Annotated in this window: 15 protein-coding genes; 7 read left to right on the forward strand and 8 right to left on the reverse strand. The window is 36.1% G+C overall.

Features of this window, described 5'->3' with window-relative positions; all coding sequences use genetic code 11:
- Position 1: 1 nt before the first annotated feature.
- A complete protein-coding gene (locus tag EHQ47_RS10590) occupies positions 2-1,801 on the reverse strand; it encodes a sensor histidine kinase (protein WP_341867462.1) in 1,800 nt (599 codons plus the stop codon).
- Positions 1,802-2,032: 231 nt separating this feature from the next.
- On the opposite strand from EHQ47_RS10590, the gene EHQ47_RS10595 reads away from it, so the two are divergent.
- The 3 genes from EHQ47_RS10595 to EHQ47_RS10605 all read left to right on the forward strand — a co-directional run bounded on the left by EHQ47_RS10595 (position 2,033) and on the right by EHQ47_RS10605 (position 5,673).
- Positions 2,033-3,484 carry a lactonase family protein gene (locus EHQ47_RS10595; RefSeq protein ID WP_135777158.1) on the forward strand — a complete coding sequence of 484 codons (1,452 nt, stop codon included), beginning with the start codon at positions 2,033-2,035 and terminating at the stop codon, positions 3,482-3,484.
- Positions 3,485-3,724: 240 nt separating this feature from the next.
- Positions 3,725-5,164: a lactonase family protein gene (locus EHQ47_RS10600; protein ID WP_135777159.1), complete on the forward strand. Its 1,440-nt coding sequence runs from the start codon at positions 3,725-3,727 to the stop codon at positions 5,162-5,164.
- 92 nt (positions 5,165-5,256) lie between these two features.
- Complete coding sequence (locus tag EHQ47_RS10605) at positions 5,257-5,673, forward strand: hypothetical protein (RefSeq protein WP_135746880.1); 417 nt, start codon at positions 5,257-5,259, stop codon at positions 5,671-5,673.
- 136 nt (positions 5,674-5,809) lie between these two features.
- Here EHQ47_RS10605 and EHQ47_RS10610 read toward each other — a convergent pair whose 3' ends face one another.
- From EHQ47_RS10610 to EHQ47_RS10620, 3 genes are all read right to left on the reverse strand, one after another.
- Positions 5,810-6,823, reverse strand: a complete 1,014-nt coding sequence (locus tag EHQ47_RS10610) for a hypothetical protein (RefSeq protein ID WP_244290309.1) — start codon at positions 6,821-6,823, stop codon at positions 5,810-5,812.
- Positions 6,824-6,976: 153 nt separating this feature from the next.
- Positions 6,977-7,774: a response regulator transcription factor gene (locus EHQ47_RS10615; RefSeq protein WP_135750069.1), complete on the reverse strand. Its 798-nt coding sequence runs from the start codon at positions 7,772-7,774 to the stop codon at positions 6,977-6,979.
- Positions 7,775-7,795: 21 nt separating this feature from the next.
- Positions 7,796-8,323, reverse strand: a complete 528-nt coding sequence (locus EHQ47_RS10620; RefSeq protein ID WP_135777161.1) for a DUF4442 domain-containing protein — start codon at positions 8,321-8,323, stop codon at positions 7,796-7,798.
- A gap of 128 nt (positions 8,324-8,451) precedes the next feature.
- Here EHQ47_RS10620 and EHQ47_RS10625 point away from each other — a divergent pair, with 128 nt between their 5' ends.
- On the forward strand, positions 8,452-9,027 hold the full coding sequence (locus tag EHQ47_RS10625) for a TetR/AcrR family transcriptional regulator (RefSeq protein ID WP_135777162.1): 576 nt from the start codon (positions 8,452-8,454) through the stop codon (positions 9,025-9,027).
- A 65-nt stretch (positions 9,028-9,092) separates the two neighbouring features.
- Here EHQ47_RS10625 and EHQ47_RS10630 read toward each other — a convergent pair whose 3' ends face one another.
- Complete coding sequence (locus tag EHQ47_RS10630; RefSeq protein ID WP_135750072.1) at positions 9,093-9,389, reverse strand: hypothetical protein; 297 nt, start codon at positions 9,387-9,389, stop codon at positions 9,093-9,095.
- Between the two features lie 744 nt (positions 9,390-10,133).
- Entirely contained in the window at positions 10,134-10,424 is a 291-nt protein-coding gene (locus EHQ47_RS10640; RefSeq protein ID WP_135747080.1) for a hypothetical protein, read from the reverse strand.
- Positions 10,425-10,924: 500 nt separating this feature from the next.
- On the opposite strand from EHQ47_RS10640, the gene EHQ47_RS10645 reads away from it, so the two are divergent.
- Positions 10,925-11,245, forward strand: coding sequence for a transcriptional regulator (locus EHQ47_RS10645; RefSeq protein WP_244290310.1), 321 nt, complete (start codon positions 10,925-10,927; stop codon positions 11,243-11,245).
- A 3-nt stretch (positions 11,246-11,248) separates the two neighbouring features.
- Here EHQ47_RS10645 and EHQ47_RS10650 read toward each other — a convergent pair whose 3' ends face one another.
- Both EHQ47_RS10650 and katG read right to left on the reverse strand, forming a co-directional pair.
- Complete coding sequence (locus EHQ47_RS10650) at positions 11,249-11,524, reverse strand: high-potential iron-sulfur protein (RefSeq protein ID WP_244290311.1); 276 nt, start codon at positions 11,522-11,524, stop codon at positions 11,249-11,251.
- Positions 11,525-11,625: 101 nt separating this feature from the next.
- Positions 11,626-13,857: a catalase/peroxidase HPI gene (gene katG / locus EHQ47_RS10655; protein WP_135777163.1), complete on the reverse strand. Its 2,232-nt coding sequence runs from the start codon at positions 13,855-13,857 to the stop codon at positions 11,626-11,628.
- 805 nt (positions 13,858-14,662) lie between these two features.
- On the opposite strand from katG, the gene EHQ47_RS10660 reads away from it, so the two are divergent.
- Both EHQ47_RS10660 and eutC read left to right on the forward strand, forming a co-directional pair.
- Positions 14,663-16,048, forward strand: a complete 1,386-nt coding sequence (locus tag EHQ47_RS10660) for an ethanolamine ammonia-lyase subunit EutB (protein WP_135777164.1) — start codon at positions 14,663-14,665, stop codon at positions 16,046-16,048.
- Between the two features lie 5 nt (positions 16,049-16,053).
- A complete protein-coding gene (gene eutC / locus EHQ47_RS10665) occupies positions 16,054-16,836 on the forward strand; it encodes an ethanolamine ammonia-lyase subunit EutC (protein WP_135747602.1) in 783 nt (260 codons plus the stop codon).
- Positions 16,837-17,110 lie beyond the last annotated feature (274 nt).

Consider the following 17,110-nt stretch of genomic DNA (forward strand, 5'->3'; position numbering starts at 1 on the left):
TTTAGGTAATCTGAATTTGGATGAGAACTCGGTATCCTTTTTTAGACTTTCCATGTTGTAAAGACCACTTGCCCGAAAAGGATTCCTCCAATCGGAGTCTTACATATTCCAAACCAGTTCCAGATCCAGTCTTTGAAACTTCTGGTTCCTTGGTCTTACAGTGGTTATACACAATAAAACAATAGACTGAAAATAAATTCTCTCCTTTTTTGATGTTTTTTTTAAGGATAACAAAACTCAATTTTGCTTTAATTGAATCTTCGTGTGTAAATGCATTTTCAATGAGAGTGTGGAAAATGAGAGGTGGAATTCCTTCATTCGGATTGATTCCGAAAGTTCTAAACCGATACTCTTTTTCCATACGTAATTTCATGACACCGATATGATACTTGCATAATTCGATTTCATCGCCAATGGGAATTAATTGTTTGGAAGCAACTTTTAAGATGATACGGAGTTCTCCCACAAGAGAATCTAAAATTTCTGCAGATTTAACTGGGCTTTCAGAAACCCAATATCGGATTGCCGAAAGTGAATTCATCAGAAAATGAGGTTGGATCGTTTTTTTATACAACTCCAATTCCATTCGTTTAGAAAGGATATTGGATCGATAAATGTTTTCTTTTAATGAAACGGTTTGTTCCAATTCAATTTTTTGTTTTTCAACTGTTGTATATAGTTTAGAATATTTTTTTGATAAGAAAAAGGACTGAGAGAAAAATAAAACAAATGTCCCTAGTGGACCATACACTTCGGTTTTAATGATATTTTTTTCAAATAAGATGTCATTTAAGACAGTTAGAAATAAAAAGAGAAAGCCCAATAAAAAACCAGCTGCATTTTCTCTTTTGTTTGTTAATGCCTTGAATAAAATCCAGAAAATGTAAATACAACAAAACAACATTGTTATTTCCGCAGGGAATAATGTTTCTTCTATCCATGTTGATTCGGAAAATAAAACAAAGATGGAGAATGAAAAAAATATAAATTGGAATATATAGTAAGGCTTTTTATTGATTTCACTTGGGAATACTTTTTCAATAAAAATTAGTAAAAATGGAAAAGTTAAATAAACTGAAAGGAAAAAAATTTTAATCAACCATCTCCATTCAAAATCGGGAAATAATATTAGTAAAAAGAATTCTCCGCTCGTGAATTTATAAACCATACTGACAAATGAATATAACGAAAAGTAAAGTAGGCTTTGGTCATTTTTCTTTAAAAGGTAAAGAGTAAAATGGTAGAGTGATATTACGAACAAACTTGCGATTAAAAAAATATCCAAAGACAAACGAACTTGTTTTGTTCTAAGCATTGATTCTTGGGTTCCAAATTCAATACTTTGCCTAAAACCTGCATTTAAGGATTTGTAATTTGCAACTTGAAGAATTATTTCTAAGTCTTCCGAAGTTGGTGTAAAAAATACAATTTTAGGTAACCAGTATTCTTTAGTTTCTATTTCAGAGGATCCGACAGTCCCGTTTTCAGAAATGAGGATGTCATTTAGATACATGCGATAAGTTGTGAATGCATGTGGGATATAAAACGAAAATTGCCCATTAAGAAATGATTTTGGTAAAGTTAAGTGTAGGCGAAATGTGCTATAGGTTTGCGGTGAATAAACTTTTCCTTCCCGTTTTATTTCATTCCAAAATCCCGGAAGAACTAAAGTATCATTCTTTAATATTGAACTGTTTTTTTTTATTTCTTCTGAACTAAGAAGTTTTTGATAATAAAAATCCCATTCACCATCTAATTTAATCGAAGTTTGGTTTTGAAACATGGCTTCTGTCAGAAACATCTTTCCCGCTTTTGCTTTCGGCAAACTGCTATCAGTTGGTTTGTTTTGGCATGAAATCAGAAGTAAAACCACAATAAGTTTTTTTATGTGGTCAATTGCCCTACGGGAAATCCTTGGATTTGAATCATCTGTTTTTATTGGTGATTGAAAGAGAGAATTTAACAACCCGATAACACTCCAAATTCCCGTCCCAGGAAGACAGATTTCATCTTTTGAATTAAATTACAACTTATGTTAATCTTTGTTAAGAAGCAAATCAATATTGTAAATATATTATTGAGTTTCTTTTTGATCCTTTTTACTTTGCGCTGTGCACCATCCAAATTAAATGGAGCTTGTGATCCAGAAAGTGAGAATTTTCTTTTTTCCGCATTATTAGAGTTTGGTTCTTCGGATGGGAAGTTTTTGTGTCCTTTATTTTCAGGTACTACTCCTCTGCGATTGGATTATGGAACAGATTTCCTTGTGTTCAAACAAGATGAACCTATCGGTAACTTAAAGCCTTTCATTTCTGAACCAATTGACCATTGTGAATCAACACCTCAGTTGCCCTCTGGTGTAATTTTAAATAATAACAATTGTGAGATATCGGGAACACCGTCTGTGGGGTTGAATGCAACTAAATATTTAATCACAGCAAAAAATCAAAATAAACAGATAACAACTCCTTTGGTGATCAAATCATTATTTATACCTAAATTTGTTTTTGTTGCTAATCTTGGGTCGGGGCTAATTAACTCGTTTACGATTGATGCAAATACAGGAGTTTTAAATGCATCTGGTGCTGTCGCTGCAGGAGGAGGGCCTGAGTCGATGGCGCTTAGTCCCAATCAAAAATTCCTTACAGTAGCCAATCGAAATACAAACAATATTAACCAATTTTTAATTAATCAAACTAACGGAAGTTTGACTTTAGTTGAAACTGTTCTAAGTGGAGGTAATACACCTATCTCAGTAAATTATCATCCGACCAAAGACCTGATTTATATACGAAATACAGATAACTTTTCAACATTTTCTGTAAACCCTCTTACCGGAAATTTAGTCTTAATCAATACGATTCCTATGGCATATGCCGCTGGAGAGTCTCTCGTAGATCATTTTGGAAATTTTTTATATGATCCATTTTACAATGGGAATTTAATCGAGTCTTATCAAATAGATAGGATCACAGGACTCCTTAGTCCAAACCCGATTCAAGTTATCCCTTCGGATATTCGACCCAAAAGAATGGCATTTCATGCCAACGGAAAGACATTGTATGTGTCGCACGATACTGGTAGTAACATCTCTACCTATCAAATTGACAGTAATACTGGTTTGATGAGTTCTGTTTTTCCCCAAACTCCATCGAGTGGAGTTGTTTCTGGTTCCATAGCAACTGATCCCCTGGGGCGATTTATGTATAAGACGAATAGAGATACGAATACTGTCTCTATGTTTGCGACGAACGCCGTTACTGGTGAACTGAGCCCTTTACCACCAAATACGATTCCCACAGGAACGGAACCTTTGGGAATCACAGTGGATCCCTCAGGTAAATTTTTGTACAATACAAATATTGCAAGTGGAACGGTTGGGATATTTTCAATCAACCAGTCCAACGGAAGTTTAACTACGAATGGGACAGCGCCTACAAGCACTAGTCCAGCTGTGATTGTTACCGCAGGTTCCAATCCATAAATTTGAATATAGGTCAATTCGGCAAACTTCTGTAAGTTGGAAGTAGAAATCCATTCTAGGATATTTTTTACTGTTTTGTTTCGTGTGTCGCTTAATATGCTACATTAAAATGTTTGATTCGGATTTATAACCAAACTTTGGCGATAAATTTCATTAATCAGGATCTTACGACTCCGGATTCCCGTCCCCGGACGACAAACTCTCTCTTTTGGATTAGTATGCACACTAAGGGAATGTATCGTGAAGGATCAATTTTATTTAATTCGTTTGTTTTTTATAATTTTTTTACTTTTCTTAAATTCTCAGTGCAGCCCAGCAAACTTAAATTCTACTTGTGACCCTAACAGCAAAAGTTTTCTAGTATCCGCATTACTCGAGTTTGGTTCCACTGATGGAAAGTTTCTTTGTGCAGGTTTCGGAGGATTAAGTCCGTTTCGTTTACACTACGGTTCGGATTTTCTTGTCGTTCGGCAAAATGAACCGATTGGTCCTATCATACCGTTTGCTTCAGAGCAAGTTGAAACCTGTAGTTCTTCACCGAGTTTACCGGCAGGTTTAACTTTAAACGAATCTACTTGTGTTATATCAGGTACCCCACTCGTGGGAATGAACTCAACAAAATATTTGATCACTGCTAATAGTAGCAGTAGTCAAACTACTATCTCTCTGATCATAAAATCATTGTTTGCACCTAAGTTTGCTTATGTTGTGAATACAAATTCTAGTTTAGTAAATTCTTATTCAATAAATGCAACGACAGGTCTTTTGAATTCAACTGGGTTTGTTGCTGCCGGAGGTGGGCCAGAATCAATAGGCATTAGTCCAAGTCAAAAATACTTAACTGTACCCAATAGAAGTTCCAATGATATTTCGCAGTTTTCGATCAATCAAACAAACGGAAATTTGACGAGCTTAGGAAATGTCGCTAGTGGCGGAAATTCTCCATCAAGTTTAGTATACCATCCTTATAAGGATATAGTTTATATTCGAAATTTTGAAAATGTAAATACTTTTGTTGTGAACCAAGCAACTGGAACTTTATCATCAGTATATACGATGGCAGTAAACACTGGTGCATCTAGCTTAATGATAGATCCTTTGGGAAATTATTTATATGTTCTTAATTATAGCGGAAGGAGTATAGATGTCTTTCATATAGATCCAACAACGGGTTTACCTAATCCTACTGTAATACAATCGATTGGAACGGGAACCTTCCCGAGAAGCTTGGTAATCTTATCGAATGGTAAAAATCTTTACCTCGTTAATGATTCAGATAATAATATTTCATCTTACCGAATCAATCCTGATAATGGAATGTTGGAATCATTAGGTTCAGCAACAACCGCGATAGGTATAAATGCAAGGGACATTACTGCTGATCCTGCAGGGAAATATATTTATATGACTTATCAAGGATCTGATTTAGTCTCTATGTACAGAGTTGATCCGTTCAATGGTAGTTTGTCTCAAGGACCTACTTATCTGGTCAACCAAGGAGATGCCCCAAAAGGAATTTCTACAGATTCCTCTGGAAAATTTTTGTATTTAACTAATGTAAATTCTGCTTCAGTCGGTATGTTTAGGATCAATTTGAGTGATGGAAGTTTGTCACCCAATGGAAATGTAGGTGCCAGTACTTTGCCAAGTGCGATAGTTACATCTGGATCAAATCCTTAAAATATAAAAAATGATTAAGCGTACTGTTGTTAGGTGATGTTGGCGTGGCTATTTTTAAAAAGTTTCTAGTCTGTCTCCTCAACCTACGGATATTGGATTTAAAAAAAAGAAGTATACAAAGGTCAATGACTGGGTTTTGGACTACTGATATCCCTGGTTATTTTTATGAAGACAATGAGAATGATGGTAAAACAAAAGTTTATTGGTATCAAGATAAAACAATAAGAGGATCGTCTTTTATTGTTGAGGGAAATGACGGAATACCAATTTCAGCTGAAAACTTATTGTTGGAAACGCCGAAAAATTTAGAAGTCATAAAATATTCTAATAATCTGCTTTTGGGATGGGCGACAATAGAACTTATCAATGAAGATGGGAAGGAATTTTATTTTCTAACTGGCAATATTGCGACGAATAACAATCTATGTCATGTTACAATTAGTTTTGAATATGAAACTGATAAAGAGTGGGCAATCAATATCTGGAAGTCTACAAAATTCCATAATTAAACTTAGTCTTTCATCATTTATTCTTTAGAATACTCCCTAAATATTGTATTTAGTAAATTCGATTTTATTATCTAACCCTCTCATTTGACACTTGAAGATGTAGACATTCTTTTTCAAATATGCTTAATATAGAATATTATTCCAACCTAACTCTACTATGGAAGAAATCAATGCTAAGGGTTCCGTTTCCATCCTCTATCGCAATATTACTCTGTATTTCAAGGCAAATATTATCTTTACCTTCTTGGTTGAGAGTTGTCGCAACAGAAGTAACTCCTGGTTGTAATGGGGGGAAGGCTGGATCATCCCAAATATAACTGAAATATCCTGGTGTCAGAAGAAACCCTCCCGTTTTGGGAGAGAGGCCATAAAAATCAAATTCTAGATAAGTAATTTCTCCGTGTTTGAGTTTTGATTTGAATTCCAAATTTCCTGCAATGTTTGTGATTTCAAAACAATGTTGGTCGCAATCTCCAATAGTAATGGGCACAAGAGGTGCACCGATGCAGTTTCTATTGTGAGAAAAATCAATTTCTTTCGAAGATGCACCAAATTCATTTCGTGCCACAAGAATTAGTTCCTGCTTTCGATCTGAAGGAAATTTAAAATTAAACCAAAATGCGCCTCCATTAGGATTCAGTGGAGTTAATGTCTTAAAGTTTGTAGCATTTACAACCGTCCCATCCTGTTCTAGCATCATATTACGTTTTCCAATATAGGCAGTAACTGTTGTCTGATTATGTACTGGTAGTTGAAAGCTAATGTGATCGATTAGAATATTACCATGAAATCCACTCGGATCTTCTGACACAGCTGCATTGTTTATATGAGTCTGAGGATGATTCAAGATGGGAGCGTTCAGCGGTTGTCCTGGAGGAGCAGGTGCACCAACCACTGGAGGAATAGGAGGTAATACTCCTGCTGGATTACTATCGTCAGAACTTATGGATGTTTGGTTTCCTACTGGTAAACCTAATAATCCGACTGTATCTGATGGATCTATTTTTTTTTCTTCCTTTGCGCAACTGACAAATGTTAGAGAAATCAATAAACAAAAGTATAAGGTTATTATAGAAAATATCTTTGTTGTTAATTTTCTATTTTCTGCGTTAAACGAACTAATCAATGAATCATTTGCTCTAAATATCAAAGTCTCCTAAATCGGATGAGCGAGTTTTATTAAGTATCGTTATGATTCTAATTCGTTTTGGTTTTTCTGTCGTCCTAGGACGGGAATCAAGAGCAGATTTTGTAAGTTTTTTTTAATCAAACAATCTTTTTTTCTTCAATTTTGGTATTTGAATCAGACATTAATGAAATTGTTAGTTTCGGTGGTGTTAGAGATTATAGAGGAAATGAAAGTCCTCTGTCGATATTCTGATGCGGTAATTTTCTGCTCTTTTTTGAAAGCATCATAAAAATTAGAAAGTGATTTGTATCCAACTGCAAATCCAATATCGCTGACTTTTTTCTCGGGATATTTTTCTAAAAGGTATTTGGCTTCTTTGATTCGGTAACTATGTAAAAAAGAACTAAAGTTAGTGCTTTTTTTTTCATTCAAATATTCAGAAAGTTGTCTTGGGTGTAACTCTAGTTCTTCTGCAAGAACTTCGAGAGATAAATCTTCGTTCTGATAAATTTTTTCTACTTCCATCAGTTGGGATAGACGGTTTTCGAGCTGGTCTAAGTTTACTTTTAACAATCGTGATTTTGTATTATTTTTGTTTTTTCTTAAGTTGGCATTTGTAAAAAATGAATATCTTTCTAAGGACAATCTTAATCTTTCTTCTGAGACTGGTTTTGCGAGGAAGTCAATGACACCGTATTCAAAAGCCCGGACTGCATTTTCTGGATTGGCCGAAACAACAATAGTATTTATCGACTTTTCGGGGAATCTGTCCAAAACCTCGAAACTATCAGAACCGAAAATATTGAGATCTAAAAAAAATAAATCGATAGATGTTTGTTTTAAACAAATATAAGCCTCATCCACAGATGCAACATGACTGATTTCAGTAGTAGACAAATCCAAAATATCGTTCAATAACTTGGTTAGATATTTTGCATGAACTGGTTCATCTTCTAGGATTAATATTTTCATTCTAATTATTTCGGAGTGAAATCAATACTCTGATTTTTCATTTTTTGTATTGGTTCCCATTCTTCTGATGTATATGTTTTTTTTAACTGAGGCAACGATGTCCCCTTGCGAATCAACTATGTTGGTTGAAAAAGTATAATTTGTTTTCTTTTGTTTTGTTAAAAGAAATTTGATATTTTCTATATCACTGTCCGTTACTTCAAATTTTGCAAACACTGATTCCTTGTTTTGTTTGATATAATCAATCTCTGCATGTTTGTCCCAAATCATATAAAGATTTCCTAATCGCTTTATCAGTAAGTATACATAGAATGGATCACACATGGAATAGATAGATCCCCCAAAATGAGTTCCCATATACCCTCGAGTAAAAAAATTCATTTTTAATCTTACGTCAATTTGATGTTTTTCTTTGTCATATTTGATTACTCGAATTCCTGATCCTACAAAAGGGCTATATAGGTTGATGGCATATTTAAAACCCAAAAAAAATTCCAGCCACTTCCATTTGGGATCAAGTTGAAATTGATTGGAATTTTCTTTTCTCATAATCGAGCCTTTTTATTTTCTACTGACTTTCAAAAACAATTTTTCTTTTGTTTGCGTGCACAATCAAAAAACTAAAGAATATTGAAAAACTATTTACTGATTGGTAAACTGTTGACTATTTGGTAAAGATGGCAAGATCGGTAACAGAAAAAAACGATTTGGTTTCTCCATTACTTGAGTTATTTTGTGACCACGGCGTTGATGGTGTATCCATTAAAATGGTTGGAGAAGCCACAGGTTTAGGGAAAGGAAGTATTTATTATTTTTTTCCAAGTGGAAAGTCTGATATGCTTGAATTTGTTTTGAATCATGCAGAACGCACTCTTTCTGAAAAAATGGCTGTACTTACTGATTATAAAATAAAAGGTAGAAGAGGGGTTGATGAGTTCCTGAATTTTTTTGTTAACGATAAAGTTTTTCTGGGTTATATTCATTTTGTGAGCATTTTGGTTTTGTCAAAACAGAAGGAATTGTATCTTCATAAAATTAATTTATTTTATGAAGATATGACATCCAAACTTGCGAAAGCCATTGTAAAAGAAGGATATTCCCCAAGTAAGGCATGGAACATTGCGGAAAACGTTACAGTATCCATTTATGGCAGTTATCTTTTTTCTTGTTCTTTAAGTAATGAAAGTTATTTTACCAATCGAATCAAAAAACTAAATAAAATTGTTTCGGAAAATTTAAAAACAAAACCTTAATTAAAATGTATGATTAGAGAATAAATTAAACATAACTTGTGTTTGTAGTATTTTTCGACTATATTTTAATTTCTTATGAGTTGGCAATAATTCTCAATCCCGGCTTCATGTGTACTTGTTGGAGAACAATCTGCAGGGTAAACTGTATATGTTGCTCGTTGTTTACATCCACTTGCACCAAAATTTTTGTTGTCTATTACGTTAACTTTAACATCTCCAACTGGGCAATCAAAATCATTTGAAGCTCTCATCTTGACCTTATTTGTGACTAATTCGTTAAAACGTTTTTCTCCAACGGGGAAAGAGCCACAGTGAATTAAAAGTAATATAGTCAAAACAAACGGATTCAGTTTTTGAATCATAACCTTTTCCTCTCCATAGTGCCAATACATTCATTTCATTTTAAAGTGGATGACGAGAACTGTCGTCCTAGGACGGGAATCCGGATGGAAGTTGAATTCGTTTTTTTTAAATTTTTTAGCAAAAAATGCACGAACAATTCAAACTTCTTCTTTGATAGTGAGATATTCGGGAAAACCAGGAAATCAATTCCCGTTCCTAGGTTTTTCAATTCAGAAATTGATGATTGCTAAAAAGAGATGGAAGAAATCTGAAAACCATATATCATGAACAAAAGTTTCATTAATCGACTATAAACTTTAAGTAAAATGAATGTGGTTTCTAAGATATTAAAAAATATATTTTTTTATTTTTATGAGTAGTTTGGCTCTCAGTCATCATAGGGTTCAATACCTAGACAAATTAAATCTTTTTTATAAAGATCTTACTACGAAGTTAGCAAAAGTAATTTCTAAAGAGGGATATTCCAATAGCAAAGCTTGGAATATTTCCAAAAATGTGGTGGTATCCATTTATGGAAGTTATCTCTTTTCTTGTTCACTAGCAGACCAAAGTTATTTTCACAATAGAATCAAGAAACTAAACAAAATCTTACTGGAAAATCTAAAGTCGACTTGATTTGTTAAATTTTAGGAAGTTTTCAGTAATCAGATTCTTTTTTACTTCAAAGAAGAATCCATCCCGAATTCTCCCAATGCGTAATAGCCATGCATTGGGATTTATTTTTTAATCCCAACTTTGTCTTTTTAATTTCTTACAATTTGACAATACTTGTCCACACCTTCCTCGGTCATTATAACTGGAGTGCATTCTGCTGGATGAACTGTAAATGTACCACGTTGTTTACAACCAGTAGCCCCAAAATTTTTGTTGTCAATCATGCTGACTTTTATGTCCATAATTGGACAATCAAAATCATAAGCGGCCCTTGCTCTTACTTTCTCTTCGATCATTTCGGCAAAACGTTTTTGGCCGACAGAATTGCAGCCTGAAAAAAGTAATATAGCCAGAACAAACGGATTTAGTTTTTGAATCATATCCTTTTTTTCTCCTTAGAACCAATATACTCATTTCATTTTAAAGCGGATGAAGAGAACTGTCGTCCTAGGACGGGAATCAGGATGGAAGTTGAATTCGTTTTTTTAAACTTTTCAGCCAAATATACGCTACCACTTAAAATATCTTTTAATGTCAATGCGTCATGCGGAAAAACCAGGAAATCATTTTTCATTCTTAGGTTTTTGAATTCTGAAATTTTTGATTGCTAAAAAAGAGATGGAAGAAAACTGAAAATCCAAATATCATGAACAAAAGTTACAATAAACGACTATAAACTTTAAGTAAAATGAATGTGGTTTCTAAGATATTAAAAAAATATATTTTTTTATTTTTATGAGTATTCTTTTCTTTGTGCTCATGTTCAACAGAATCTGTTAAGGAAACCACTTTAGAAAAATCTGAAGTGTCTACACAGACGAAACGTAATTGGAATCCAGAGCCTAAGTGTTGTGATCTGCATTCCGAATTTTTAGGAGTCGTGGTTTTGAGTAAAGTTTGTGTTTCTGATACAGAAACACAATTGGAATTATACACAAAAGAATCTAAAAAGGTATGTGTTTTAAAAGAAGGGATGTTGTTCCGAGATGATTCGGGAGCTTCTTATCCATTCATAAAATCCGAAGGAGTGGGGCTCTGTCCCAAAAGAACCCAGATGAAAAATACTCCATTTACTTTATATTTCCCAAGTATTTCTTCTGAAACAAAATCCTTCGACTTAATTGAAGATAAAAATGCAAAACATGCACACAAACCTTGGGTTTTCGAAAAAGTAGATTTAACCCAATGTGTTTGGAAATAAAACTTAGGTTCTTTGTGACCAAGCAGAACACCAACCTTCTGTTGACACAACACCAGAGGAAATGATATTACATTTCCCCCAGCTTTCATTGATCTTTGTAAATTGTGCACAGTGTTTGCAAAATTGATTTTTGGATCCTGGTTCTTTTCTTTCTGGATAAAGGATAAAATCAGTTTGTTTGGCATCCTGATGAAACCCAAGTGCTTTGGCAGTTGGGTCCGATTCCGAAACTGGATGCATACCCTCTGGCAAAGGGGCAGAAGGTTTTTTATCTGCCATCAATTTTGTAACTAAACCAAAACCCCCCTCTAGAAAAAAGAGGGAGGTTGTCCAGACCAACGATGTTGTTAGGAATTGTTTTCGTGAAGGTTTTGGCATTCTTATTTCTTTACGTCAAACCTGTCGAGCATCATCACTTTGTTCCAAGCGGAAACAAAGTCTTTTACAAACTTATCCTTTCCATCATCTGCCGCATATACTTCCGCTACAGCACGTAGTTCAGAATGAGATCCAAGGATTAGATCCACAGAAGTGGCTGTCCATTTCTTAGCGCCTGTTTTGCGATCGACCCCTTCATATACTCCATCAGTTTGAGCAGATTTTTGCCATTTTGTCGACATATCAAGTAAGTTGACAAAGAAGTCGTTGGTAAGAACTCCTGGGCGAGTGGTGAGGATTCCGTGTTTTGATTTTCCCGAATTTGCATCGAGAGATCTCATTCCACCCAAAAGAACTGTCATTTCTGGAATGGTAAGGGATAACATATTGGAACGATCCACTAACATTTCCGTTGGAGACAAAGAGTTTCCGGCACCATAGTAGTTGCGGAATGCATCTGCTTTTGGTTCTAACACCGAAAAGGAATAAACATCTGTTTGTTCAGGTGTGGCATCCGTTCTCCCTGGGGTAAAAGGAACTTTCACATCAACTCCCGCTTTTTTTGCCGCATCTTCGATTGCAGTATTTCCAGCTAACACAATTAAGTCGGCAAGTGAAATTTTATTTCCGGATTCGTTAAAATCAGATTGGATTTGTTCCAACTTCTTTAATACCTTTGTTAACTCTTCTGGATCATTTACGGGCCAACTTTTTTGAGGTGCCAAACGAATTCTTGCTCCATTTGCTCCCCCTCGCATATCAGTGCTACGGAAACTTGCAGCCGAGGCCCAAGCAACTCTTACTAACTCAGGGATTGTCAGACCTGATTTTAGGATTTTTCCTTTTAGGTTTTCGATCTCTTTTGCACCAACTAACTTATGGTCAACGGCAGGTAGTGGGTCTTGCCAAATGAGTGGTTCTTTCGGTAAATCTTTTGAGATATAACGGGAGAGTGGTCCCATATCTCTATGTGTGAGTTTAAACCATGCCTTTGCAAAAGCAAGTTCGAACTCTTTTGGATTTTCTTGGAACTTTTTAGCAATCACTTTGTAACTTGGATCAAATTTTAAAGCCAAGTCTGTTGTGAACATGATGGGAGCATGTCGGAGTGTTTTGTCGTGAGCATCGGGAACCATATTGGCTCCGGCCCCATCTTTTGGAATCCATTGGATCGCACCTGCTGGGCTTTTGGTTTGCACCCATTCAAAACCAAACAAGTTGTTTAAATATTGAGTGGTCCACTTAGTTGGGTTTGCAGTCCAAGCACCTTCCAGTCCACTGGTAATGGTATCTTCTGCATTTCCTTTTTTATAATTATTTTTCCAACCAAATCCTTGTTCTTCGATGCCAGCTGCAGCCGGTTCTTTTCCTACATGTTTGGAAGGATCCGCTTTTCCATGAGCTTTTCCGAATGTATGACCACCAGCAATCAGAGCCACTGTCTCTTCGTCATTCATCGCCATTCGGCCAAAGGTTTCTCTGATGTCTTTAGCAGCTGCTAGTGGGTCTGGGTTTCCATTTGGTCCTTCTGGGTTTACATAAATAAGTCCCATTTGTACGGCACCAAGTGGATTTTTTAATTTTCTTTCACCTTCGTATCGTTCGTCGGCCAACCATTTTTTTTCTGGTCCCCAGTATACAAGGTCGGCTTCCCAATCATCTGTTCGTCCACCTGCAAACCCATAAGTTTTGAATCCCATGGATTCCAGAGCCACATTTCCAGTGAGGACCATAAGGTCGGCCCAAGAGATTTTTTTTCCGTATTTCTTTTTGATTGGCCAAAGGAGACGTCTTGCTTTGTCAAGGTTGGCATTGTCAGGCCAACTATTGAGTGGCTCAAATCTTTGTTGCCCACCACCGGCTCCCCCGCGTCCGTCTGAAATGCGGTAAGTTCCGGCGCTATGCCATGCCATCCGAATGAAAAAAGGGCCGTAGTGACCGTAGTCTGAAGGCCACCAATCTTGAGAGGTTTTCATCAAGGTTTTGATTTCTTCTTTTATCTGTTGGATATCCAAGTCTTTGAATTCTTTGGAGTAGTTGTATTGTCTCCCCATCGGGTTGGATTCCGCCGCATGTTGGCGGAGAGGTGCCAAATCCAGTCTTTCCGGCCACCAAAACTGATTAGAGTTGCCTTGGCGTTCCATCGAACTTGCAGATTCTTTAGTGTCCGCAGCCCCTAAAGAGCTGAAAGAGAGCACTAAAATGGCAATAGCAGAAATATTCGTTGTTCTCATATTGTCCTTCACTTTCTAGATTTAGTTTAAATTTAGAATAAGTCTAGCAATGAAAAGCAAGCAATTTTTTAGATTTAGTCTAAATTTATGCAGTTGAGAAGGTGAAAACCTGGTTTTGTCAACGAGAACGAAAAAAAAATCTGAATCAGATTCTTTATAAGAGCCCAAAAGAACTTGTTTGGGGATTTTCGAGGAGGAAGAAAACGGTCTTTGGTTTTCGCCGGTTCCGGATGTAACAGGATTTAATGAATTTTTGAAATTAAAAAATATTTACAGCAAAACAAATGTTTTGTTGTAAATTAAATAACATTTTAATAAACACAGAGAATATGATATATGTATTATATTAAGGAAGGTTAATATTTGTTTCTGATTGATTCTTTTGTGTCTTTTTATTCCAAAATCCTTTTTGGAATTAGAACTATTTTATTTATTTTTATCGCTGTTCTTACCTTTCATTGTGACACCTCGATGGGTAAGGATTGTTCAAAGGCAAAAGAGGAGGCTGCAATTTGTGAATTATCCGTTTTGGCCGCTTACCCCAATTGTACGAAAACTGAATATAGGACTTCTTATCAAAATCCATCTAACCCATCAACATATACGGTGACATTCAGAGATTCAACATGTGAAATGAGCCGTCTTTTTTTAAGGCAAAGCTGTCAAGATCGAAAAGATCGGATTTGCAAGATATGATTTAGAGGTGGGTAACTGTGGCCGATTCTTCTAAAGAATCGGTCCAGTTCTATGTTAGTAAAAGAGAAAAGTTCTATCCGAAAGTTTCTAAATCAGATATAATCTGTCCATGGGTTATAGAATTATCCTTGGCACAAAAACTTACCATTTCTCCGAATTAAAAGATCTGTTAGCAAAGGCAAGTCCCCATAGATCTGGAGACGTTCTGGCTGGATTATCAGCAACAAACCAGGAAGAACGAGTAGCTGCTCAAATGTTACTTGCTGATGTATATCTTTCTGAATTTTTAAATGTAGAGCTCATACCGGCAAACAAAGATGAGGTGACAAGGCTCATTTTAGACTCCCATAACAGAGAGGCCTTTGCTTTGATTTCTCACCTGACAGTGGGTGGGCTTCGTGATTTTTTGTTAGCAGAAACAACTGATGATGCAGTAATTACTTCGATTCGATGGGGAATAACGCCTGAGATGGTTGCTGCAGTCTCCAAACTCATGTCCAACCAGGACTTGATCTTAGTTGGAAATAAAATTAAGGTGATCACAAAATTTAGAAATACCTTGGGATTACCAGGTCGGCTTTCTGTTCGTTTGCAACCAAACCATCCTACAGATGATCCCAAAGGAATTGCTGCCAGCCTTTTCGATGGGTTACTACTCGGAAGTGGAGATGCTGTCATTGGAATTAACCCAGCTACCGATAATATCCCGACTAACATTGCTTTACTAGAGATGTTAGACAATCTTATCCAAAAGTATTCCATTCCCACACAGTCTTGTATCTTATCCCATGTGACCACTTCGATGGAGGTGATGAAACGAGGAGCTCCTTTGGATTTGGTTTTTCAGTCGATTGGAGGAACCGAAGATTTAAACAAAAGTTTTGGTGTTTCACTTTCTCTTTTGAAAGAATCAAGAGAAATGGCGCTTTCCTTAAAACGCGGGACAGTTGGCGATCATGTAATGTATTTTGAAACAGGGCAAGGCAGTGCTTTGTCAGCAGGAGCCCACCACGGAATCGACCAACAGACGTTAGAAGTGAGGGCCTATGCAGTTGCCAGAGAATTTTCTCCCCTCCTTGTGAACACCGTTGTTGGTTTTATTGGTCCAGAATATTTATACAATGGAAAACAAATCATTCGTGCGGGTCTTGAAGATCATTTTTGTGGAAAATTGTTGGGATTACCTATGGGTGTGGATGTTTGTTATACAAATCATGCGGAAGCCGACCAAGATGATATGGATACATTATTGACATTGTTAGGTGTAGCTGGGTGCACTTATATTATGGGGGTGCCTGGTGCTGATGATGTGATGTTGTCTTACCAAAGTACATCCTTTCATGATGCATTGTATCTCAGGCAAGTATTGGGTTTAAAACCTGCTCCAGAATTTGAGGATTGGTTACTCAGCCGAGGAATATTTTCAAATAAAATTGGCTTTTTACCCAAAGAAAATCGGGAACTTAGTTTACTCGAAGATTTATTAGGAAAGTAAGACCGATGACTTTTTTAGAAGAATGGAAACAATTTAGCCAAGCAAGGATCGGATTAAATCGATCTGGAGGATCAATTTCCACCAAAGATATGTTAAAGTTTCGTTTGGACCATGCAAGGGCAAGGGATGCTGTATTGCTTAGTCCCAATTTCCCGAGTTTACTTGAAAACTTAAATGTTTTGGGCAAAGAAAAAAACCTTCCTGTCGTATTTGTGGAAAGCAGAGTCCAATCCAAAGAAGAGTATTTGTTACGACCAGATTTAGGACGAAGACTCTCGCAAGATTCTCTTGAAAATTTGCAAAAGTTAGGTGGCGAATTTGACCTGGTTTTGATTGGTGTGGATGGGCTTTCTGCAAAAGCCATCGATGATAATTTGATTCCATTTCTAAAAATCTTAATGCAAGAAATGAATCAAACTGGTTTGCGAATTGGTCCACTTGTACTTTCAAAGTGGGGACGAGTGGCGATTGGGGACGAAATTGGTGAGGTTTTGAATGCTAAAATTTCGATCGTTGTGATTGGGGAACGTCCAGGTTTGTCTTCTGCTGATAGTTTGGGAGTGTATATCACCTACAGACCGCAAGTTGGCAAAACTGACGAAAGTCGCAATTGTATTTCCAATATTAGACCAGGTGGTTTTGTTTTTGAAAGTGCTGCCAAAAAAACAATGTATCTTGTGAAAGAATCAATGTTGCGAAAATTATCAGGTGTCGAATTAAAAGATGAGATGCCACCAGAGTTTTTATTGCAATCAAAAGACAAAAACCAAATTCCTGATTCCCATTGATTGTTTGTATAGATTGAAAAAAACAATCATTCGAAACAGAAGATTGACAGAAATAACAAACTTCGTTTTTAATCAAAGTTATTCCGGGAGGAATGAGGTGAAACTCCTCAACTGACGGTGCAACCGTAAATTCTATTCCAAAGGTATTGGATGGAAAAGTCGGATCTTCCCACAAATGAATCGCCCGTAAACGATCATTCGTCCTTAAGTTTTCAAAGGGTTCCCGGACAAAGATACAGGAATTTTCCAACCTCCACCAACTGAGATTGTGCGA

The sequence above is a fragment of the Leptospira bourretii genome (genome assembly GCF_004770145.1).
Lineage (GTDB): Bacteria > Spirochaetota > Leptospiria > Leptospirales > Leptospiraceae > Leptospira_A > Leptospira_A bourretii.

Bases quoted from the DNA above. Each gene is read 5' to 3' on its own strand.
- EHQ47_RS10595 (WP_135777158.1), top strand. From the start codon at position 2,033: ATGTTAATCTTTGTTAAGAAGCAAATCAATATTGTAAATATATTATTG.
- EHQ47_RS10620 (WP_135777161.1), bottom strand. From the start codon at position 8,323: ATGAGAAAAGAAAATTCCAATCAATTTCAACTTGATCCCAAATGGAAG.
- eutC (WP_135747602.1), top strand. From the start codon at position 16,054: ATGACTTTTTTAGAAGAATGGAAACAATTTAGCCAAGCAAGGATCGGA.
- EHQ47_RS10615 (WP_135750069.1), bottom strand. From the start codon at position 7,774: ATGAAAATATTAATCCTAGAAGATGAACCAGTTCATGCAAAATATCTA.
- EHQ47_RS10630 (WP_135750072.1), bottom strand. From the start codon at position 9,389: ATGATTCAAAAACTGAATCCGTTTGTTTTGACTATATTACTTTTAATT.
- EHQ47_RS10650 (WP_244290311.1), bottom strand. From the start codon at position 11,524: ATGGCAGATAAAAAACCTTCTGCCCCTTTGCCAGAGGGTATGCATCCA.
- EHQ47_RS10660 (WP_135777164.1), top strand. From the start codon at position 14,663: ATGGGTTATAGAATTATCCTTGGCACAAAAACTTACCATTTCTCCGAA.
- EHQ47_RS10625 (WP_135777162.1), top strand. From the start codon at position 8,452: ATGGCAAGATCGGTAACAGAAAAAAACGATTTGGTTTCTCCATTACTT.
- katG (WP_135777163.1), bottom strand. From the start codon at position 13,857: ATGAGAACAACGAATATTTCTGCTATTGCCATTTTAGTGCTCTCTTTC.
- EHQ47_RS10590 (WP_341867462.1), bottom strand. From the start codon at position 1,801: ATGTTTCTGACAGAAGCCATGTTTCAAAACCAAACTTCGATTAAATTA.
- EHQ47_RS10640 (WP_135747080.1), bottom strand. From the start codon at position 10,424: ATGATTCAAAAACTAAATCCGTTTGTTCTGGCTATATTACTTTTTTCA.